The 20,357-nt window shown below is 68.1% G+C and carries 24 protein-coding genes; 9 read left to right on the plus strand and 15 right to left on the minus strand.

The window, feature by feature from the left end; translation table 11 throughout:
- Nucleotides 1-75 precede the first annotated feature (75 nt).
- A complete protein-coding gene (locus K2R93_15135; protein MBY0491174.1) occupies nt 76-1,335 on the plus strand; it encodes a multidrug effflux MFS transporter in 1,260 nt (419 codons plus the stop codon).
- A gap of 232 nt (nt 1,336-1,567) precedes the next feature.
- Nucleotides 1,568-2,044 (plus strand): hypothetical protein, encoded by a 477-nt coding sequence (locus K2R93_15140; protein MBY0491175.1) that lies wholly within the window; start codon nt 1,568-1,570, stop codon nt 2,042-2,044.
- A 12-nt stretch (nt 2,045-2,056) separates the two neighbouring features.
- Here K2R93_15140 and K2R93_15145 read toward each other — a convergent pair whose 3' ends face one another.
- The 4 genes from K2R93_15145 to K2R93_15160 are packed head-to-tail and all read right to left on the minus strand — an operon-like array spanning nt 2,057 to nt 5,525.
- Nucleotides 2,057-2,329 carry a hypothetical protein gene (locus tag K2R93_15145; protein ID MBY0491176.1) on the minus strand — a complete coding sequence of 91 codons (273 nt, stop codon included), beginning with the start codon at nt 2,327-2,329 and terminating at the stop codon, nt 2,057-2,059.
- A 9-nt stretch (nt 2,330-2,338) separates the two neighbouring features.
- Entirely contained in the window at nt 2,339-3,313 is a 975-nt protein-coding gene (locus tag K2R93_15150; GenBank protein MBY0491177.1) for an alpha/beta hydrolase, read from the minus strand.
- Nucleotides 3,310-4,818: an NAD(P)/FAD-dependent oxidoreductase gene (locus tag K2R93_15155; GenBank protein ID MBY0491178.1), complete on the minus strand. Its 1,509-nt coding sequence runs from the start codon at nt 4,816-4,818 to the stop codon at nt 3,310-3,312. The genes K2R93_15150 and K2R93_15155 overlap by 4 nt, the downstream gene beginning before the upstream one ends.
- Entirely contained in the window at nt 4,815-5,525 is a 711-nt protein-coding gene (locus K2R93_15160; protein ID MBY0491179.1) for an SDR family oxidoreductase, read from the minus strand. The genes K2R93_15155 and K2R93_15160 overlap by 4 nt, the downstream gene beginning before the upstream one ends.
- Nucleotides 5,526-5,592: 67 nt before the next feature.
- Between K2R93_15160 and K2R93_15165 the strand changes: the two genes are divergently transcribed.
- On the plus strand, nt 5,593-7,470 hold the full coding sequence (locus tag K2R93_15165; protein MBY0491180.1) for a CocE/NonD family hydrolase: 1,878 nt from the start codon (nt 5,593-5,595) through the stop codon (nt 7,468-7,470).
- Nucleotides 7,471-7,555: 85 nt separating this feature from the next.
- Nucleotides 7,556-8,077 carry a hypothetical protein gene (locus K2R93_15170; protein MBY0491181.1) on the plus strand — a complete coding sequence of 174 codons (522 nt, stop codon included), beginning with the start codon at nt 7,556-7,558 and terminating at the stop codon, nt 8,075-8,077.
- On the opposite strand, the gene K2R93_15175 is transcribed toward K2R93_15170, so the two are convergent.
- From K2R93_15175 to K2R93_15210, 8 genes are all read right to left on the minus strand, one after another.
- The gene (locus tag K2R93_15175; GenBank protein ID MBY0491182.1) at nt 8,005-8,583 is read right to left on the minus strand and encodes an arsenate reductase ArsC; all 579 of its coding nucleotides are present in this window, start codon (nt 8,581-8,583) and stop codon (nt 8,005-8,007) included. The genes K2R93_15170 and K2R93_15175 overlap by 73 nt on opposite strands.
- Nucleotides 8,580-9,068 carry a GNAT family N-acetyltransferase gene (locus K2R93_15180; protein ID MBY0491183.1) on the minus strand — a complete coding sequence of 163 codons (489 nt, stop codon included), beginning with the start codon at nt 9,066-9,068 and terminating at the stop codon, nt 8,580-8,582. The genes K2R93_15175 and K2R93_15180 overlap by 4 nt, the downstream gene beginning before the upstream one ends.
- Nucleotides 9,065-9,925, minus strand: a complete 861-nt coding sequence (locus K2R93_15185) for an arsenite methyltransferase (GenBank protein ID MBY0491184.1) — start codon at nt 9,923-9,925, stop codon at nt 9,065-9,067. The genes K2R93_15180 and K2R93_15185 overlap by 4 nt, the downstream gene beginning before the upstream one ends.
- An 85-nt stretch (nt 9,926-10,010) precedes the next feature.
- Entirely contained in the window at nt 10,011-10,346 is a 336-nt protein-coding gene (locus K2R93_15190) for a metalloregulator ArsR/SmtB family transcription factor (GenBank protein MBY0491185.1), read from the minus strand.
- A 62-nt stretch (nt 10,347-10,408) separates the two neighbouring features.
- Nucleotides 10,409-11,302, minus strand: a complete 894-nt coding sequence (locus tag K2R93_15195) for a DUF1259 domain-containing protein (protein ID MBY0491186.1) — start codon at nt 11,300-11,302, stop codon at nt 10,409-10,411.
- A 95-nt stretch (nt 11,303-11,397) separates the two neighbouring features.
- Complete coding sequence (locus tag K2R93_15200) at nt 11,398-11,829, minus strand: hypothetical protein (GenBank protein ID MBY0491187.1); 432 nt, start codon at nt 11,827-11,829, stop codon at nt 11,398-11,400.
- Nucleotides 11,830-11,900: 71 nt separating this feature from the next.
- Nucleotides 11,901-12,551 (minus strand): SGNH/GDSL hydrolase family protein, encoded by a 651-nt coding sequence (locus K2R93_15205; protein ID MBY0491188.1) that lies wholly within the window; start codon nt 12,549-12,551, stop codon nt 11,901-11,903.
- Nucleotides 12,552-12,712: 161 nt separating this feature from the next.
- Entirely contained in the window at nt 12,713-13,708 is a 996-nt protein-coding gene (locus K2R93_15210) for an aldo/keto reductase (protein MBY0491189.1), read from the minus strand.
- 106 nt (nt 13,709-13,814) lie between these two features.
- On the opposite strand from K2R93_15210, the gene K2R93_15215 reads away from it, so the two are divergent.
- Nucleotides 13,815-14,729, plus strand: coding sequence for a LysR family transcriptional regulator (locus K2R93_15215; protein ID MBY0491190.1), 915 nt, complete (start codon nt 13,815-13,817; stop codon nt 14,727-14,729).
- Nucleotides 14,730-15,026: 297 nt separating this feature from the next.
- On the opposite strand, the gene K2R93_15220 is transcribed toward K2R93_15215, so the two are convergent.
- The 3 genes from K2R93_15220 to K2R93_15230 form a co-directional block, all read right to left on the minus strand.
- A complete protein-coding gene (locus tag K2R93_15220; GenBank protein MBY0491191.1) occupies nt 15,027-15,848 on the minus strand; it encodes a hypothetical protein in 822 nt (273 codons plus the stop codon).
- 119 nt (nt 15,849-15,967) lie between these two features.
- Nucleotides 15,968-17,197 (minus strand): hypothetical protein, encoded by a 1,230-nt coding sequence (locus K2R93_15225; protein ID MBY0491192.1) that lies wholly within the window; start codon nt 17,195-17,197, stop codon nt 15,968-15,970.
- 37 nt (nt 17,198-17,234) lie between these two features.
- Nucleotides 17,235-17,588 carry a YciI family protein gene (locus K2R93_15230; GenBank protein ID MBY0491193.1) on the minus strand — a complete coding sequence of 118 codons (354 nt, stop codon included), beginning with the start codon at nt 17,586-17,588 and terminating at the stop codon, nt 17,235-17,237.
- Between the two features lie 231 nt (nt 17,589-17,819).
- On the opposite strand from K2R93_15230, the gene K2R93_15235 reads away from it, so the two are divergent.
- From K2R93_15235 to K2R93_15250, 4 genes are all read left to right on the plus strand, one after another.
- Nucleotides 17,820-18,194, plus strand: coding sequence for a YciI family protein (locus tag K2R93_15235; GenBank protein MBY0491194.1), 375 nt, complete (start codon nt 17,820-17,822; stop codon nt 18,192-18,194).
- 259 nt (nt 18,195-18,453) lie between these two features.
- Nucleotides 18,454-19,764, plus strand: a complete 1,311-nt coding sequence (locus K2R93_15240; GenBank protein MBY0491195.1) for a carboxypeptidase-like regulatory domain-containing protein — start codon at nt 18,454-18,456, stop codon at nt 19,762-19,764.
- A 41-nt stretch (nt 19,765-19,805) separates the two neighbouring features.
- Complete coding sequence (locus K2R93_15245; protein MBY0491196.1) at nt 19,806-20,045, plus strand: DUF4160 domain-containing protein; 240 nt, start codon at nt 19,806-19,808, stop codon at nt 20,043-20,045.
- Nucleotides 20,017-20,295, plus strand: a complete 279-nt coding sequence (locus tag K2R93_15250) for a DUF2442 domain-containing protein (GenBank protein MBY0491197.1) — start codon at nt 20,017-20,019, stop codon at nt 20,293-20,295. The genes K2R93_15245 and K2R93_15250 overlap by 29 nt, the downstream gene beginning before the upstream one ends.
- Nucleotides 20,296-20,357 lie beyond the last annotated feature (62 nt).

Consider the following 20,357-nt stretch of genomic DNA (forward strand, 5'->3'; position numbering starts at 1 on the left):
CCCGGTGCACGCGTGCCCGCTGCGTGACACGACGAGTGTGATCCAGGTCGCCGAACCGGCGGCTAAGTTCCGCCGATGCCCTCGTCCGCGCCGGCGCCCCGGCATCCTCCCCGCCGCCTCGCGGCCACGTCCCCGCTCTTCACGCTGCTCCTCGCCGGGCTGGCGACGCTCTCCGCGTTTGCCACTGACATGAGCTTGCCGGTCCTGGGGGACACCGCCGCCACCTTCGGCGTCCCGGTGGGGCGCGCGGCACTGACGCTCAGCACGTTCATGATCGGGTTCGCGGTGGCCCCGCTTGTCTCCGGACCCGTCTCTGATCATCTGGGCCGTCGCCCGGTGCTGCTCGCCGGCACCACGCTTTACGCGGTGGCCGGCATCTTCGCGACGTGGTCCGGCTCACTCGGCGCCCTGCTCGTCTGGCGCCTGCTGATGGGCGCCGGGGCGGGGACCGGCTTTGTGATCGTGGTCGCCATGGTGCGCGATCTGTTCACCGGCGCGGAAGCGCGCGTGCGCCAGTCGTACGTGAATCTGGCTGCCGGCGTCGCACCGGTCATCGCGCCCACCGTGGGCGTCGTGGTGGCCGCCATGGGCGGCTGGCGCGCGATCTACGCGGTGCTGGCCGCCGGCGCGACCACGCTGGCCATCGCCGCGTGGTTCGCGCTCGATGAATCGCTCGCGACCGAGCGACAGGATCATTCGCGCGCCCGGGAGCACCTCGCACGCGTGACGGCGGGGTATGCACGCGTCCTGCGACAGCCGGTCAGCGTGGGATTCATTGCCATGGTCGCGCTCAACTTCGGCGCCTTGTTCGCCTACGTGTCCGGCTCGTCGCTGGTGCTGATCGGCGTGCTGGGCGTCTCCAAGCGTGCCTACGGTGCCCTGTTCGCCTGCACCTCGCTGGGCTTGATGGTCGGCGCGCTGACCAATGCGCGCCTGAGTCGCCGCGGGGTACCACATCACGTGCTCATCGGCTGGGGGATGGCCGCCATTCTGGGCACCGCGCTGGTCATGCTCGGCCTGTCCTTCGCCGGTGCGGCGCGCGTCGTGTCGATCGTGCCGCTGGCCGTGCTGGGCTTCATCGGCCATGGCATGGTGCGCCCCAATGTCGTGCAGGGAGCGCTCGAGCCCGTCCCCGAAGTCGCCGGCGTCGCCAGCGCGCTCATGAGCGCCGGGCAGATGGTGACCGGCGCCAGCGTCAGCGCGCTCGTCTCGACGTTCTTTGATGGCCGCACGGCGCATTCACTCGCCACGCTGCAGGCGCTCTGCGCCGCCGCGTCCGTCGTCGTGTACCGGACCCTGGTCCGCCCCGCCGAGCGCCGGGTCACACGGCCGTAACGAGTGGGGACCGGGCGCCTTGCCGCGCTCGACGCCGCCTGGTCCGCGTGCTACCTTCCAGATAGTGAAACATTCCTGCCCATTTGAGTAGTGGTCGGGCAGGGACGAACCGTGTGTTAACGCCAGGCCTCGCCGATCGTCTATTAGGCGTGCTGGTGATTGGAATATGGAAGCTGATCGTGCGCGATGCCGGGCACGACAGCCGACTGACCCATGTGGAGCACCTCCCCCAATGCACGCGCGCGCCATTCTGCTGGTGCTGTCCATGGCCAGCCTGACGGCCTACATGGCCACGCAGGCCACACCGGTGGTCGCCGTGAACATCGCGGGCGCCAACGATGTGGCCCAGCAGCATCTGCTCTCGCCAGCGCGCGAGCGGTTGCGCGTCACCGCCGCGGCCTCCATCGCGCCGACGCTCACGCCGCCGCCCGCGCCCACGCCAACGCTCGGCTATGAAGAGCAGCGCACCGTGGACCTCCTCCGCCTCAAGCTGCAGACGGGACCGTCACTCGCCGTGCGCGGCGTCACGCTCTCGCTCCACCCCGACACCATTCTTATCTGCGGGGAGTACCGCCGACCGGCCGACTCGACGTTCGTGCCATTTGCGCGCGTGAATACGGCGCTCTTCGTGAGTCATGAACCGGGCGGAGACTCCGACACGGCGCACGAGGTGTTCGCGCGCTGCGCTGCCCCACGGCCGACGCGCTGACCGGGACTGGCGCTACGCCAGAAAGCGCCGCGCGAGCTGCTCCAGGCGGTCGTCACCACTGCGCTCGGCGGCCGCGCGAATCTCTTCGACATGCGGCCGAAGCACCGGCTCGCCCCAGTAGTAGCCGGTGGCTCGCTCGGCGAGTTGCGTTTCGCTCACGCGCGCAGCCTCGAGCAACGCCCGCGCCGCCGCGCGATCGTATCCCGGATCATCACGCGGCGGCAGATCGTAGTGGCGCCGCGGCATTTCGCCCTCGGCATCATCGCGAAGAAAGGCTCGAGACATCGTGGCAACCTAACCGGCCGTGGCCGCCGCGGGAGCCACGCGGGCCGCCACCTCCTGCACGAACGACACGACACGGTCGGGCACGGTGAGCGGCAGCATGTGCCCACCCATCTCCACCCACTCAAGCGTCGCGTGCGGGATCTGCTGCATCAGGCGCTCGCCCTGCAGCCGAGGCTCGAGAATGCGGTCGTGCGTGCCATACAACACGCCCACGGGGACCGTGATGCCGGCATAGCGCGACGTCAGCGCCGCCATGACCTCCGGCGGCGTCACCGCCATGAGATCGGTGGACGATGAGGCAAACGCCGAGGGGCGCATCCCGAGCAGTCCGCCGCCGCGCAGCGGAAAGTCGGCCGGCACCCGCTCGGGGCTGAACACGGCGGTGAGGACCTGATCGCGGCGCGCAATCGACAACGGAATGGCCAGCGTCCATCCCACCACCTGCCGCATCAGGGCGCTGGGGAGCACGAGGCCCGCGAACACGGCCGGCACAGTCGACGGCGCTTGCGTGAGTGGTGCCACCAGCGCGAGCGCAGCGACGCGTTCCGGGTGCTCCGTCGCCAGCGCGAGGGCCACGGCGCCGCCCAGCGAATGCCCCACGACCAGGGGCCGCTCGAGTCCAAGCGCCTCGATGACGGCGGCGAGAAACGCGGCCTGCGCCTGCGGCGTGGGCGTGACCGACAAGGCACCGGAATATCCGGCGCCCGGGCGATCCACCACGATCACGCGATACTGCTGACTCAACGCCTCGAGCACGTGGGCGGTGAAGTGCCGCGCGTTGCCGGCGAGTCCATGAATGCAGAGCACCGTGATGGGTCCGTCGCCGCGCGACACGTAGTGCACCGGAACCCCCTGCACCGTCACGAACGTGCCATGCGGCGGCACCAAACGCTCTACCTTGCGCTTGGTGGTCCACGCGAACCACACGAGCCCGACGTAGACCGCGGCGATGGCCAGAAAGACACTCAGCAGCAGCGAGTTCATGCGCGCGCTCCCGGCGCCGGCGCCGCGAAGGTTCCCGCCCGGAACTCAAGGGCCCGATCCGCCACCGTGCCGTGTCGCAACATCATGAGATCCTTGAGATAGTTCTGATACAGGCGCCACGGGCGGGCATCGCCCTGCCGCGGCAGCACCGACTGGGCGCGCTGCACATAGCCGGAGGTGAAATCAAACACCGAGCGCCCGGGCATATTGGCATCGCACCGTGGCGTGACCTGCCGATACCCATGCCGGCGCATATGACGCAGCAGGCGACAGACGTGCTGCGCAATGAGATCGCCCTTGAGCGTCCACGAGGCGTTGGTATAGCCGACCGTCATGGCGAAGTTGGGCAGGTTGCTCAGCATGAGCCCCTTGTACACGAACTGCTGGCGCAGATCGAATGGCGCGCCATCAACCGTGATCGCCACGCCGGTCATGAGCGACATGCGGAGCCCGGTCGCGGTGACGATCACGTCGGCCTCGAGCTCCGCGCCCGACGCGAGCGCAACGCCGCGTTCGGTGAAGTGCGTGATCTGGTCGGTCACGATGTCGGCGCGCCCACTGCGCAGCGCATGAAACAGGTCGCCGTCGGGGATGATGCAGAGGCGCTCATCCCACGGGTTGTAGCGTGGCGCAAAGTGCACATCCACCGGATACGACGCGCCCAACTGCTTCACCGCTTCCTGGCGCAACCCCTGCTTGAACGTCTCCGGGCGATTTCGCGCGACCCAGAAGTAGAACATGCTGCGCAGGATGTTCTTCCAGCGGATCGCCATGTGCGCCGCGCCCGCCGGAAGCGTCCGGCGCAGTGTCGCCGCGATGGTGTCCTCGGTCGGGAGCGTGGCCACATAGCTGGGGCTGCGCTGCAGCATGGTCACATGCGCCGCTGCGCCGGCGCCGCTCGTCATGGCCGGCACCAGCGTCACCGCCGTCGCGCCACTCCCAATGACCAGCACGCGCTTGCCCGCATAGTCGAGATCCGCCGGCCATTGCTGCGGATGCACGATGCGCCCGCGGAACCGCGCCATCCCCTCCCACGTCGGCGTGTAGCCGGCACGGTAGTCGTAGTAGCCGCTGCAGTTGAACAGAAACCCGCACGTCATCTGCTGCGGCCGTGCCTCGTCGCCCACCGCGAGCGTGACCGTCCAGCGCGCGGTCTCCGACGACCACGAGGCGGCGACGAGCGTGTGCTGGAAGCGCACCTGCCGGTCAATGCCCGCATCGCGCGCCGTCTCCTCGATATAGCGTTTGATGCTGGGGCCGTCGGCGATGGCCTTGGCTTCGCGCCACGGCCGGAAGCGATAGCCGAGCGTGTACATGTCGGAATCCGAACGAATGCCGGGGTACCGGAACAGATCCCAGGTCCCGCCCATTGCCGTGCGCGCTTCCACGATCGTGTACGACAGCCACGGGCACGCGTGCTGGAGGTGCCACGCCGCGCTCACGCCCGAAAGCCCGGCTCCCACGATCAACACATCGACATGCTCCAGCGGCGGGAGCGTGGTCATGCCGTCTCCTCGCCGCGAGGCCGCTTGGGTGACAGAATACGCACCTCGACGCGATGCAGCAGCACCTCGGGCGGCGTGTCCAGCACACTGCGGACGGCGGCGGCCACATCCTGGGCGAGCAGCTGCGCACTTCCCTTGGGACCACGGCGGCCGGCGAACTCGGTCTCCACCGATCCGGGACTCACCACGCTGACCTTCACGCCGGCGTCGCGCACTTCCAGCATCAGATTCTCGGCGAAGCCCATGACGGCGTGCTTGGTGGTGGCATAGCCGGCGCCACCCACGAAGGCGCTGCGACCGGCGATCGACCCGATGATCACCACATGGCCGCGTCCGCGCGCGATCATCCCCGGCAGCAGCGCCCGCGACACATGAAAGAGGGCGTTGACGTTCACATCCATCATGCGGTGCCACTCCGCCGGCGTGAGCTCGAGCATGGGCTTCATGACACCAACGCCCGCGTTGTGCACCAGCACGTCCACCGCCCGATCGGTGAGTGCCGCCTCAACTGCGGAGGCGTCGGCCACATCCAGCACGAGCACGTCGGCGTCACCACCGCCTGAGCGAACCTCGGCGGCGACCGTGTCGAGCGCCAAGGCATCGCGTGCGACCAGTACCAGGCGATGGGTGGGAGCCAACTGATGGGCAATCGCGCGCCCGATGCCGCGTGAAGCGCCGGTGATCAGCGCGGTGGGACGAGTCGTCATGACAGAAATATGTCAGAATGCGCGCGAACCGGCGTCGGCCGCCCCGGCAACGGGCTAGCATTGGCGCATGCCCTGCTCGTTTCGTGTGGCGCGCGTCGGCGCCGCCCTGCTGCTGAGCGCCCTGACCGGGGTGCGGGCCACGGCCCAGTCGTTCGGTACGGCACTCGCCGAAGCCGCCTTCGCCCGCGACCGCTATGTGAAGCGGGTGGCGCGCATTCCCATGCGCGATGGTGTAGCGCTCTTCACGCAGATCTACACGCCACGCGACGTTGGCCCCGCGCACCGCTATCCGGTGGTGCTCACCCGCACCCCGTTTTCCACTGGCGCCGAGGCCGACACGGTCTTTCCGCCGACGATCGCCCCCGATCCGGTGATGCTGCGCGATGGCTACATCTTCGTGCAGCAGGAAGTGCGCGGCCGCTATCGCTCGGAAGGCACCTTCGAGCATATGCGCCCGCCACGCACGCCCGCTGCGCGGGCGGCGGGGCAGACCGACGAGATCAGTGACGCCGAGGACACGATCCGCTGGCTGCTGGCCAACGTGGCGGGCCACAACGGCCGGGTGGCACTGCACGGCGTGAGCTACGGCGGCTTCTACGCGGCCATCGGCGCCCTGTCGAAGCATCCGGCGATCGCGGCGCTCTCGCTGCAGGCACCCACGGCCGATTTCTGGATGGAGGATTTCCATCACCAGGGCGCGTTCGTCCTGACATCGCTGTGGGCGGTACCGATCTTCGGGACCCCGCGACCGACCCCCACGGCGGCGCACTGGTGGGCGGAGGCTTTCGGGGCGATCCCCGACAGTGCGATGGCCAACGATTATGCGTGGCTGCTCCGCCTCGGCTCACTCGCCAACGTGCAGTGGCTCGAGAACGACAGCTGGTGGCGCGCACTCATCACGCACCCCACGCGCGACCGCTACTGGCAAGCGCGTGCACTGCCGCCGCAGCTGCGCGCGCACGGCACGCGGTTGCCCCCGGTGCTGCTGCTCGGCGGATGGTTCGATGCCGAAAACCTCAATGGCACGCTCGCGGTGCAGCGGGCGCTGGCGGCGACCGGCACGGCGGTCACGTTCGCCATGGGGCCATTTGGCCATCGGCAGTGGAGTGAACGCAACGTGGGGCCCACCGTGCACGGCACGCGGATGTTCGGTGATTCCCTCGCGTGGCAGCTGCAGCGTGATGTGGAAGCCGCGTTCTTCCGGGCGCGCCTGAAGAGCGAGGGAACCGCGCCGCCCGTCGGGGCGCACGTGTTCGATACCGGCACCAACCGCTGGCGCGATGTTCCCCGCTGGCCGGTCCCGCGTGCGCGCCCCGTTACCTGGTCGCTCGCCGCCAACGGCACGGTGGACTCGATGCCCGCAACACCGGCGAGCCGCCGCTGGACGAGCGATCCCGCCCACCCGGTTCCCGCACGCTGCACCGGCACCACAATCGAAGATGGCGCCCCCAATCTCGTCATGAGCGACGATCAACGGTGCCTGCTGACCCGGGCAGACGTGCTAACCTTTACGTCGCCGGTCCTGACCCGCGACGTCACCATGGCGGGACCGATCACGGCGACGCTGCGGTTCGCGACGTCGGAGACCGACGCCGATCTGGTCGTGAAGGTGATCGACGTCGATCCCGCCGGGGCGTATCAGCTGGTCCGTGGCGAGATCCTTCGCGGGCGCTTCCGCCGTGGCGGTGCCCACGCCGAGCCCTTTGTGCCCGGGCAAGCCACCCGGGTCGTCCTCTCGCTCCCGGATGTACTGCACACGCTCCGGGCCGGGCACCGATTGGCGGTCCAGGTGCAATCGAGCTGGTTTCCGTGGTTCGACCGCAATCCCCAGCGCTTCGTGCCGAACATCTTTACGGCGAACGCCACCGACTTCGTCGCGGCGCAGCATACGCTGTGGCTCGGTGGTGCGCAGGGGAGCCACCTGACCATCCCGATTCTCCGGTAAGGACGCACGGGCGCTTGCCCAATTGGGGCGCGGCGATGACGTTGCAGGGACGGCATCCTTTCCGCCGCCCGCCCCGGAGCCCCCCATGCGCCACGAAGTCGTCTATACCCTGAGCCGCGCCCTCACCGACGCCGAGTGGCAGGCCGCCACCGCGCTGGTAGAGCGCTGGTGGGGCACGCCGGCCGATGGCGACACGGTGCAGATCACCAGTAACGAGCTGGTGGTGCAGTGCGCCGACTCCGAAGACCTCCGCGTGGAGCGCGGAGGCGCGATCGCCATCTGGAGTGCCCGCGCCCGCTCCGTGCGGAGTGCGCAGCGCCTCGCGGGCGTTGTGCTCTGTCTCCAGTTCGCGTGGGGCGCCGAGGTGCTGCAGATGAGTGGCAACAACCTCAGTGCGTTCAGCCGTGCGGCCGCCGCCCTCACCCCCGTCTGGGGAGGGGCGTACGACGTGGTGGAGATCCGTCCGGCGGCAATCAAGGCCGATCCCCTGCTGTTCGTGGACGCCGGTGCGCACCGGGCGCAGATGCACGCCTTCTATCGCGCGGCGCTCGAACTCGACGCCGCCGCACTCCCCGACTCGGCGTTCGCCGAACAACGCCTCAGATAAGCGTTTCTGTCGGCCTCGGCAGCGGCATGAATGGCCGTTGCCGCCGCGGCGAGGGCAGCCGGCGCCAGCTGTTCGAGCGGCAGTGCCAGCAGCGCCTGCACGCGGGCGTCGAGAGCGGCGTACGTCGCGGCGAACGCGGCCCGCGCCGCCGCGGGCTCCTCGTGATCGGCCGGATCGGGGAGCCCCCAGTGCACCTGCACGGTACCACCAGCGTAGAACGGGCACGCATCGCGCGCGTTGTCGCACACGGTGATCACCAGATCAAACGGGGCATTCCCCAGCGCCTCGATCGACTGCGGCACGCGCCCTTCCCACGCGATCCCGTGCGCCGCCAGCGTTTCCACGGCGAACGGATTCACCCGCGGCGCCGGCCGCGAGCCGGCACTGGCCGCCTCGACGCGTCGGCCGGGGCGCTGCGCGCCGCGCGTTTGTAGCAGCGCTTCCGCAATCTGACTGCGCGCGGAGTTACCGGTGCACAGCACCAGCACCCGAACGGGATTGCTCACGAGGCGCCCGCCCACGAGGCGCCCGCCGACGAGGCGCCCGCCAGCGACTTGGTCATCGTGATGGCACTGGCCGGGCACGCGCTGGTGAACTCCACCGTACTCGCCACCGCAGGTGGCACACTCGCCCGGTCAACCCGCTCAAAGCCGAAGCGCGGGAAGTAGTCTTCGGCCGTGAGCGTCAACAGATAGAGGGCGTGAATGCCACGCGCTTCGGCCTGCGCCACCGCGCGTTCCACGAGCGTGTTGCCCAACCCGCGGCGCTGCCAATCGCCGCGCACGGCGACCGAGCGCAGCAGCGCGTGCTCACAGCATTCCTCGACACCCGCGACCGCGACGAGTTCACCGTCCGCCTCGCCGACGATGAACTGGGTCGCGTCCTGCGCGAACATCTCGGCGACACCGGCGGTGGGGAGCGATTGACTGCGCAGCAACTGGGTCACCGCGGGCTCGTCGGCGGCGGTGGCAGCACGAAACGTCGGCGTCATGCGTCGGCCGGTTTGGTGGCGCGCACGAAGGCGGCCATGAACTTGCCATCGATCTCGTCGAGATTGGCGTGCACGTCGATGCCACTCTCCTGCAAGAACACGCGGGCATCCTCGCTCTGGTACAGGCGGGTCGGTTCGATGTCCACGCCGGTGAAGCCATTCTCGGTGAGCAGCGTGCGGAACTCCTGCTCTTCGAGCGCACCAGCCACGCAGCCGACCCACAGCTCCATCGACTTGCGTACGGCGGCCGGAACATCACCGCGCACCACCACATCACTCACTGCAAACCGTCCGCCGGGCTTGAGCACGCGAAAGGCTTCGGCCAGCACGCGGCGCTTGTCGCCCGACAGGTTGATCACGCAGTTGGAGATGATCACATCCACCGAGTTGGCGGGCAGCGGAATCTCCTCAATACGACCGCGCAGAAACTCCACGTTCGTGACGCCGGCTTCGGCGGCGTTCTGCGCGGCCAGCGCAAGCATGTCGTCGGTCATGTCGAGGCCATACGCCTTGCCGGTGGGCCCCACCCGCCGCGCCGACAGCAGCACATCGATGCCACCACCGGAGCCCAGATCGAGCACCACCTCGCCTTCGCGCAGTTCGGCCAGCGCCGTCGGGTTGCCGCAGCCGAGTGACGCGAGGACGGCGGCACTCGGCAGTTCATCCGTTTCGCCGTTCACGTAGAGGTTCGAGGTGATCGGATCCACGCTGCCATTGAACGCCGCGCCGCCGCAGCACGAGTTCACCGGTCCGCAGCAGCTACCGGCCGCCGGTTCCGCAACCTCCAGCACCCGTCGTGCCGCGGCGCCGTACTTCTCGCGCACCAGGGTGGTGACATCGATCTGATTCGCCGACATGATCGCTCCCGTTCAGCAAGATTTCTTGATGCGTTGAACCAACGAAGTGGCGCCCGCAGGCGCCGTCGCTCCACAAGTCACGAGCCTAGCCGCAGCAGCGGCCGAACACCTTGAGCTGCCGCTTCCCGGCCGTGGCATCCGTGCCGAGCACGCGCACCAGATCATGGACCTGCTCCAGTGCCTCGGCATTGATGCGGTAGTACGACCAGCGCCCTTCCTTGCGGTCGCTCACGAGGCCAGCCTCGCGGAGCACCTTGAGATGAAAGGACAGCCGTGACTGCGCGGTGTCGAGATCGGCCTGCAGATCGCACACACAGCGTTCTCCCTCACGCAGCATGTCCAGCACTGCCAGGCGCGTCTCATCGGAGAGCGCATGAAAGAGCGTGGCGGAGTGCGTGAGATCGATGGATGTCGCGGACATGGGATGATTATATCAAGTTTTGTTGATCAGTCAAGGAGCGCCCGACGGTGTGATTTCGGCACTTACCGAGCTCCTCGAACGTTCGTAACCTGCAGCGCGGTGCGCAGCCCTTTGGCCAGCGTGACCGCGTCGGCATTGCCCCAGAAGTGCAGGAAGAAGAGGCGCGGCTCATCCATCAGGAGATGGTTGTGCAGGCTCGTGACCTCGATACCGGCGGTGCGCAGCGCGCGAATCACGGCGTTGACCTCCGGCGCGATCATCACGAAGTCGCCGGTTATCACCGCCCGGCCGTTGCCCGTCGGCTGGAAGTTGATCGCCGTGGCCACGCCCATGGACGCCGGCAACACCACGTCCGCATCGTGCAGCGTTTCCATGCGCGGCACCGAGACCTGCCAGACACCGCCGTTGCTCTTCCCGGGGGCACCCAATGCACTCGTGATGGCGGCCGTATCCAGAGCGACCGGCGCGGCGGGTGCGGCGGTCGCGGGCGGGGCCGGTGTACCGGTGTGTGTCAGCGCCGCGCGTACCGCCTTCGCGATCGCCACCGGATCGCCGTGCCCGTGAATGTGCACGTACAGGATGCGCGGCGATTCACGAATCACGTGATGGTGAATCGCACTCTGCTCGATGCCCCCCTCCTGCAGCGCCGAGAGCACCGGATTGAGCTCGTCGTCGCGGAGCACCAGATCGCCCATCGCCAGCACACCGTTCGCGCCGGGCAGCATCGCCATCCACGACCCGAGCGCGAACGCCGGGCGGAGCGTCACGCCATCCGCAACGACCGTGAGGTCTGATCGCGGCATGCTCCAGCGATGCACGCCGCCATCCTGCGCGGCACTCGGGCGGCCGAAGGCCGCCTCCACCGCAGCCCAATCTACCGTTGGCGATTGCGCGCGCCCGCGTGCAGGGACGAGCACGAGCCACAGGGCCGCAAACCGCAGCAGCATCCGAACCATGACAGTTCCACCGGAAAGGCGGGGCGGGACGCACACGCGACGGTCGCGTGACGTCCCGCAATCTACTACACGAACCGCAGCTGTACTGCCCGCGGCTATTCGTGCATGAGCAGGTCGCCACAGGCGACGATCTTGCTCATGTTCGCGGCGGACTCATGAATGTTCACGTAGTAGCTGCCGTCTTCGGGCATGACCATCGCGAGCGTAGCCGTGGCCTTCCCCGCACCGTTGGCGCCGACCGTGATGGGCGTGTACGCCTTCGCATCGCCGAGCACCGGGCCCGGCTTGGCGCAGCTGCCCACGTGCACGTGCCACGGGCGCACCGCGCCGGCCACGTCATTCTTGTAGTCCACGCTGGCCACGGTGGTCTTGGGCGCCTTGCCCTTTTCCATTTCGATCTCGCCGCGGATCTTCGATCCATCCTTGCCCATCACCATGCCTTCCCAGGCATCGTGGAGCACCGCGGCCGACGCGGTGGAGGTCACCAGCACAGCGGCGGCAAGCAGCAGGCGGGGAGAGTGGCGCATAAGCGGTAGCTCGGGTCGGTGGGGAGCGCGCAGGAATGGGCGGGAGCGCGAGCAACTCGCGCCGCTGAATTCTATCGCTTGGCGTCTCGCAATGCCCGGGTGATGAGCGGCGCCACCACGCCCGCCATCACACGATAGCCCGCCTCGGTGGGATGCACGCCATCGCTGGCGTACTCAGCCTTCATGCCGAGCCGCTCATCCTTGAGCGGCGTATGGTAGTCCACGTACAGCGCGCCGCGTGATGCGGCGTACTGCGCGATCCAGGCGTTGAGCGCGACGATCTTGGGCGCTGGCTCCAGCCCCCGCTTCCACGGATAGTCGAACACCGGCGTCACGCTGCACAGCAGCACGCGGATGTTGTTCGCCTGGGCGATCTCGGTCATCGCCGCGAGATTGCTTTCGATCTCCTCGAGCGTTGCCGGACCGGTGTTCCCCGCGATGTCATTCGTCCCCGCCAGGATCACCACCGCCGCCGGCTTGAGCGCCACCACATCCTGCCGGAAGCGCAGCAGCATCTGCGCCGTGGTCTGCCCGCTGATGCCGCGCCCGATGTACGGCTTGCCGGGAAACATCGCCGGGAAGTACTTGGCCCAACCCTCGGTGATCGAGTTGCCAAAGAACACCACGCGCGGCTCGCCGGCGACCGGTGCCGGCAGCGCCGCGTTCTCGGCCTGATAGCGCGCGAGATTGGCGAACTGGGCGGCGGAGGGGGCTTGGGACATGGCGATGCGCGGCAGAACGAACACCGTGGCAAGCAGCGCCGCGAGGCGGGACGTGCGGAGGCGAGCAGACATGGCCGTGGTGCGAGAGGAGGGGCCGTGAACCGGCGGCGGCGAGGGCCGTCGCCCAATACTGATCACGCCCCCGCATCGCGCCAGCCCCATCAGCGGTCGATCAGCCGCTGCAACGCCTCCGGATACCGCTCGCCCGACACCGCGAGCGTGCGCGTCGCCTCGTCCATCGCCCGCAGTTCCTCGGCGCTCAGCACAACCTGTGCAGCACCGAGGTTCTCCTCGAGGCGATGCCGCTTGGTGGTGCCCGGAATCGGCACAATCCACGGCCGCTGCGCGAGCACCCACGCCAGCGCGATCTGTGCCGGGGTCACCCCCTTGGCGCTCGCGAACGTGCGCACGAGATCGACCACCCGCTGATTCGCCGCGCGATTGTCAGCCGAGAAGCGCGGCACCCGGTTGCGGAAATCATCCGGCGCGAACGCGGTCGTGTGATCGATCTGTCCCGTCAGGAACCCCTTCCCCAGCGGCGAGAACGGGACGAAGCCGATACCCAGCTCCTCGAGCACCGGAAACACACTCTGCTCCGGCTCGCGCCACCACAGCGAGTACTCGCTTTGCAGCGCCGCCACCGGCTGCACCGCATGCGCACGCCGAATCGTGGACGCCCCCGCCTCCGACATGCCGAAGAACCGCACCTTGCCCTCGGCGATCAGATCCCGCACCGTGCCAGCCACCTCTTCAATGGGCACCTGCGGATCGACGCGGTGCTGGTAGTAGAGGTCGATGCACTCCACACCGAGGCGCCGCAGGGAGCCCTCGAGTGAGCTCCGGATGTGCGCGGGCCGGCTGTTCACACCACCGCGATTCTCGCCGGTCACCGGATCGATATCGAAGCCGAACTTCGTGGCGATGATGACCTGCTCGCGATACGGCGCCAGCGCCTCACCGAGCAGCGACTCATTGGCGAACGGGCCATAGGCTTCCGCGGTATCGAAGAACGTCACACCCTGTTCCACCGCGGCGTGCAGCAGCGCGATCGCGTCGGCGTGATCAGTCGGGGGACCAAAACCAAAGCTGAGCCCCATGCAGCCGAGGCCGAGGGTGGAAACCTGCAGGCCGCTGTGGCCAAGGGATCGTGTCTGCATCGCGGGTGTCTCCGGGTACGTGGGCGGGTCGTTGAGAGAAGCAACCTCGCCGCCACCCGGCGGGCTACTTGCCGCCGCGCACCGGACCGGTAAGTTGAGGTGACCAATGACCGACGAACTGGACGGCTTGGCGACGTTTGTCGCACTCGCCGAGACCCGCGGCTTTCGCGCCGCCGCCGAGCAGCTGGGCATCAGCCACTCGGCGGTGAGCCAGGCGATTCAGCGGCTCGAGGCGCGGCTGGGTGCTCCCCTCGTGCGGCGCTCCACGCGCAGCGTGCAGCTCACCGAGGCAGGCGCCCGCTACTACGCGGCGGCCCGCTCGGCGCTCTCGGCGGTGCGGGAGGCTGCGGCCGCGGTGAGCGAGCTCGGCGACACACCGCAGGGGACGCTCCGCCTGCACGCCGCGAGCCCCGCCGTGATGATGATGAGCGAAGCCCTGCTGCCCGCGTTCCTCGCCGACCACCCCGCCGTGCGGCTCGAGCTCGTCGTGAGCGAGTCGCCGGTCGATCTCATCGCCGAAGGGTTCGACGCCGGCATTCAGTTGGGGGAAGTGATCGAGCAGGACATGATCGCCGTGCCGGTCTCGGGCGACCTGCGCATGGTCGTGATTGGTGCGCCACGCTATTTCGAGCAGCACGGGACGCCCCGGCATCCCCGCGACCTGCTGAAACATGCATGTCTCAACTGGCGCGCCTCACCGACCGCCGCGCCGTACAAGTGGGAGTTCACCGAAGGCGGCCGAGAGTTCAGTGTGGCGGTGCCGGCGCGGGTGCTCTCGACGTCATCGATCGTCAATCGCCGCCTCGCGGTGGCCGGGTTGGGCGTCACGATGGCCATTGACGGCCACGTCCGCGACGAGCTGGCGCGGGGCGAGCTGGTGACGGTGCTCGACAAGTTCTGCGAGCCGTTCACCGGCTACGCGCTCTACTATCCGCAACGCAAACAGGCCTCACGAGCACTCCAGGCGCTGATCGACCACGTGAAACGGTGGCGCGTGGCGGAGCGGCGGAAGCGGCGGTGACGGGTCGTTCCCTATATTGACCGCATGACCGCTGTCCTCCTCGCCTCTACCCTGCACTGCCCCGTCTGCGGGCATGACGAGGCGTTGCTGATGCCGACCGACGCCTGCGTCTTTTTTCACGAGTGCGCCGGATGCGGGACGCGGCTTCGCCCAAAGGCCGGCGACTGTTGTGTGTTTTGCTCCTACGGCACCGTCGTGTGCCCGCCGGTGCAGGCGGCAGGCCCCGGCGGACGCTGTTGCAGCGCCGACACGTCTGAGACCGGAGCCGCCACCTCACCGTAGGTCGAGCGCGCGCGATTACTCCACGCGAATGGTGTACGCCAGCGGAATCGACGTGCTGGAGGCACTGGCGCTGGTGAGGAGCGCCCCGCGGCTCCGCTGGAACATCCCGTCGGGAGCGGACGGCAAACGTGCGGTCCACGTGCCAGGACCGAACTCGTTGGATTCGGTGAGCCACGCCGCCTGTCCAGGCTTATCAAGGGTCGTGGTCACCGCGAACGTGGTCGGGTCGCCGGTGGCGAAGGTGAACAGTTGATACCGGCGGCCGCCATTCGGTGTCCGGCACGACGAGAGCCCCACCGTGCTGGTGTACGACGCACCCTTGGTCATGGTGATGCGGTAGGGTTCGTAACAGCGGTCGGCGTCGAGCGGCGGGGCCGACACGGTGTACGGCCCCTCGGCCGGGGTCAAGCTGCTGATCATCAGCAGGTACCCCCCCGGCCCCAACACGACGGGCATCGTGAGCGACGAATCATTGGAGGTCCTGGCGTCGAGCGGTTTGCCTTCGGCGGTGTAGATCCCGAAGTACGCCGGGAAGCTGTTGCCACTCACCGTGAGGATCATCGCCGTGGACTGCGTGACGGTGAGCGTAAAGACGTTCCCGGAGCCCCCCACGAGTTGGCACAGTGTTCCGCCGGTGTTGCCGGATGCGCTGCCACCCACGCGCAGCTCTTTTTTGACGCAACGATCGCTGGTGACGTCGGGCGCGGTCCCAGGGCTCTGCGGGCCCTGTACGGCGCCCCCGCACCCAACGAGGAACCAAAGCAGGAGGGCGGCGTATCGCGACGCCGGCTGGCGGGACGAGTGCATGGCGTTCCGACGGCTCGAGGTGATGGTCATCCAACAACGGAGGCGCCATCAAACTCGGCGGGGGGCGTTAGTCGAGCGTTAGGCCGACGCGCCGACTGGCCGCGATGGCGAACCAATCCCGAAACGCGACACGCGACTCGCGGTGCTGACTACAACACCGACGCTGCCTGAGCCAGAAGAAAATCTCGCACCGCGACGTCGTCACTGAGGTCGATGGCACGCGTATACGCGACGCGCGCCTCAGCCCCCCGACCGGCACCGGCCAGCAGGTGACCGCGCACGGCCCAGTACGGCTGGTAGTCTGCGATATCGGTCTCGTGCAGGCCGTCGAGTACCGTCAATCCAACATCCGGCCCGCGCGCCTCGCCGAGCGCGGCGGCCATCCCCACATAGGCGCCAATCGTCGGCGCGATGGCGACCAGCGAGCCGTAAAACATCGCGACCGCATCCCATTGCACGGGCGCACCGAACAGGCGCTGCGCATGCACGCTCTGAATGGCCGCCTCGATCTGAAAACGTCCCGGTGCCGCCAGCGCACTCGCCGTCCGCAGCGCGCGCTCGGCCTCGGTGATCATCGGCGCGGACCACAGCGAGACATCCTGCTGGTCGAGCGGGACGAACGCCCCCGAGGGCGAACGACGCGCGGCACGACGCGCTTCGCAAAAGAGCATCAAGGCGAGCAGACCATGTGCCTCGGCGTTCTCCGGCATGGTGTCGGTGAGAACGCGCGCCAGCCAAATCGCTTCGTCGGCCAGGCCGCGCCGCTTCGCATCGGTGCCGAAGGCGTCATCCCACGCCGTTCCGTACGCCGCGTAGATCGCGCCCATCACCGCGTCCACCCGTTCCGGCAGTTCGCGGGCCGACGGAATCTCGAACGGGACGCCGGCCACCCGGATCTTCGTCTTTGCGCGTACCAGACGCTGTGACATCGCGGCTGGCGCGACGAGGAACGCCCCGGCGATGCGCGCCGCGTCGAGCCCGAGCACCGTTTGCAACATCAGGGGCGTGCGGGCCGCCTCGTCGATCGCGGGATGCGCGCAGTAGAACAGCAACCCGAGTCGCTCGTCCGGAAAGTCGCGGACGGTGTCGGCCGTGCGCTGAGCGTCGAGCGCAGCCGATTCAAGTGACGGGAGCGCCGCGTCGGCGGTGGCGCTCCGTCGCGTCGCGTCGATCATGCGACGGCGCGCCGCCGTGAGGAGCCACGCTTCGGGTTTCTGCGGCACACCATCGCGCGGCCACTGATCGAGCGCGGCCAGAAAGGCATCGCCGAGGGCATCTTCGGCGGCGGCGAGATCGCGGGAGCGGGCCGCGAGATACGCGACCAGACGTCCGTACGAATTGCGTGCGACCTGCTCCACGGTCTGCACGGCGTCCGTCATGGGGTGACCCGCTCCGGCACGATGCTCCGCCGACGACTTACCGCACCGACAGGATCGGGCGAATCTCGACGACCGTACCGGTCTCGACGCCCGGCACCTTGGCGGCCCACTCCAGCACCGGATCGATGCTCGGCACCTCGAGGATGAAGTAGCCGGCGAGCTGCTCCTTGGCGTCGGCGAACGGCCCATCCTGCACGACCCGCTTGCCGTTGGTGAATCGGACCGTGGTCGCCGTCGTTTTGTCCTGGAGCGCGTTGCCTTCAACCACCAGACCGCTCTCGTTGATCGCCTTCGCAAAGGCGCTCCACGCCGCCCAGTACGCCGGGGCGTCGGCGGTCTGGCGCTGCTGAATGTGCTGCTCGGGCTCGGCGAAGAGCATCATGTACTTCATAGGAAAACCCCGTGGCAAGAATGTCGGCGGGTGCGGCCCGATGCCTCACCCGTGACTATGTCGGGCGGGGCGGCGCGATTTCGACAGGCGACCGTATTTCGCCGGAATATCGAGGAAATCAGGACCCGCGGCGAGGCTGTCGAATTTGGCCCCCGTTCGGCGACAACAGGGTGGCCAACGTCCGCACTCGGCGGACCGGACGCCGTTCCATCCCGTTCGAGGAACCCATCGATGAAATACGTCTGCCTCATCTATCACGAGGAGACCGCGCTGGCGGCGATGCCAAGGGAGGAGTTCGACGCCCTGCGGGGCCGGTACATGGCGTTCACGCAGTCCGTTCTCGATGGCGGGCAGCTCGTCGCGGGCGAGGCGCTGCAGCCCACGCATACCGCCACCACCGTGCGCATACGCCACGGCCAGCTCACGACGACCGATGGCCCGTGCGTCGAGACCGGCGAGCAGGTGGGCGGCTTCTATCTGATCGAGGCGCGCGACCGGAACGAGGCCATCCAGATCGCGGCACGCATCCCGGGCGCACACACGGGAGGCGTCGAGGTCCGCCCGGTGGTGGACTTCAGCGAGGCCGACGCGAACGCGGACGCGTGAATACCCGCACGGGAGAAACGCAAACGCCGCCATCACTCGTAAGTGACGGCGGCGTATGCGATTGCCTCTCGGCAATTGCCCCTCCTGGGGTCGCCGTGAGGGCCTTCCGGGACGGCCGAGGCCCCGGATATGCCGCACGCTGCACGGACGGATCCGAACTGCTCTCCCGCTCGACTCGCGGTTGCGGCGCGCCCAAATCCCGGTATGCTGAGGTCATTGGTTCAACCCGGCGCGGCGATTGGAACCGACGGAGATCAGCATGATCAAACGGATCGTTTGGCTCGCATTGCTCGGGATGGTCAGCACCCGCGTGGCGTTTGCCCAGTCCGTGGTCACGGCGGAGCGCTCACGGCTCGGCGTGATCGAGAGTAGTCAAGCTCCACGCCAGCGCCCGTGGACAGCCGGTGGATGGAGCAAGCAGTGGGCGCAGCGGCAGTTGCTCGACGCGGTGGCCGAGGCGCGTACGATGATCGCGGAACGCGACACCGCACTTCGGGATCGCCTGATCGGCCTCAGCCCGCGCCTGAGCGCGCTCGATTCGGCCCAGATAGGCGTGAGCCCGAACGGCGACGATCTGCTGGTCAGCAGCTATCTGGATGACCCTGATCGACCCGGACGCTTTACGGAACTACGCCTGCGCTATCGCCCCACGCGCCTGAGCGACGCGCCCATCACCCTCGCGGTGGCCGTTCAGGGCTGCGACGCGGCGTGTGAACGCGAGCAGGAAGATGTGCTGCTCTGGACACGGGTCGACAGCCTGCGCTGGCGCCTCTCAGCTCTCGTTTCGACCGACGGTCAGGCGCTTCGCTCGATGTCATTGGTCGACGCCGACCCCGCAGAAACAGCCATGACGGCAAGCGGCCCACGCCTTACGGTGAGCGTGACCGGTGTGGTTCGCGACGAGCGAGGGCGAGCACTCGCCGACGTGGAAGTCTTCTCCACCGGGCACGTCGCGCCGGTGCGCACCGATTCCACCGGTCGATACCGCCTCACGACCGTTCGACGCGGTGGAGACATCGTGGGTGTTCGCCGGCTTGGCGTGCTGCCCGCCTATCGCGTGCTGACCGCCGCCGATACGGGTGTTGTACAGTGGAGCCCACAGCTTCGCAGTGCGCAGGTCTTGGCAACACGCATCACGAGGGCGAGCCGCGCGCCCAAGGAGTTGCAGGCCCGGCGCTATGAGGACTTTCTCGCTCGACAGGAGCGAGGCCGCGGGCAGTTTCTCGTCGGCGAGGAGATCTCGCGGAGCATCTCGCTCGGTGACGCCCTCAACCGCCTCAACGGGATCAACGCGCTGATGGGCGCGGGCTACGCGGTGCGAAAGGTCAGAGTCACCCGGTGCGCCGGGAAGGACAGCCTCGTCGGCGTCTTCGTGGACGGCGTCGATCGCACATGGGCGGCGCGCAGCGGCTTCGATGCCCGCTCGCTTCAGGGACTGCGTGCAGAGGACGTGCTCACCGAGCTCCATCCGGCGAGCATCGTCGCGCTCGAGTTCTACCGGCGCAGTGAGATGCCGCCGGAGTATGCTGGAGTCGGGTACTGCGCGGTGGTTGGGCTCTGGACGCGGTAGGACAAGCCGAACGGAGCAGACGGTCGGTTATATTCCCATTTATGTCGCCGACCGTGCTCCGCGAGGGTCCCTTTCGCCTGTTCTTCTTTTCACGCGAGGAACCGCGAATGCATGTGCACGTCTCGCATCCGGACGGCGAGGCCAAGTTCTGGCTCGAGCCCGCGACCGCGTTGGCGGATTCGGTCGGACTCTCGGCTCGTCAGCTCGCTGAGGCGCAGGACATTGTAGAACGCCACACCGGGGAGATTCGCGATGCCTGGATTCGCCACTTCGGCGCCTGAAGTCACACACGTCTCGCGGCACGGTTTCTGGCTGCTGCTCGGCGACGAGGAGTTACTGGTGCGCTTCGACGACTTTCCGTGGTTCCGGCACGCGACGATTGACGCACTCACGCAGGTGGAGTGGCCGAGCCCCGATCACCTGTATTGGCCACAGTTGGACGTGGATCTTGCTGTCCGCTCGATACGTTCGCCAGCAGAGTTCCCCTTGATATCCCGCGCGCCTTCGACCAAAGCCGCCGGCAGGAACTAGGAATGTGATGCACCGAGGTCGCAAGACAAAAAGTGCCGTAACGACCTAAGTCGTTACGGCAC

The organism is Gemmatimonadaceae bacterium, assembly GCA_019752115.1.
Classification (GTDB): domain Bacteria; phylum Gemmatimonadota; class Gemmatimonadetes; order Gemmatimonadales; family Gemmatimonadaceae; genus Gemmatimonas.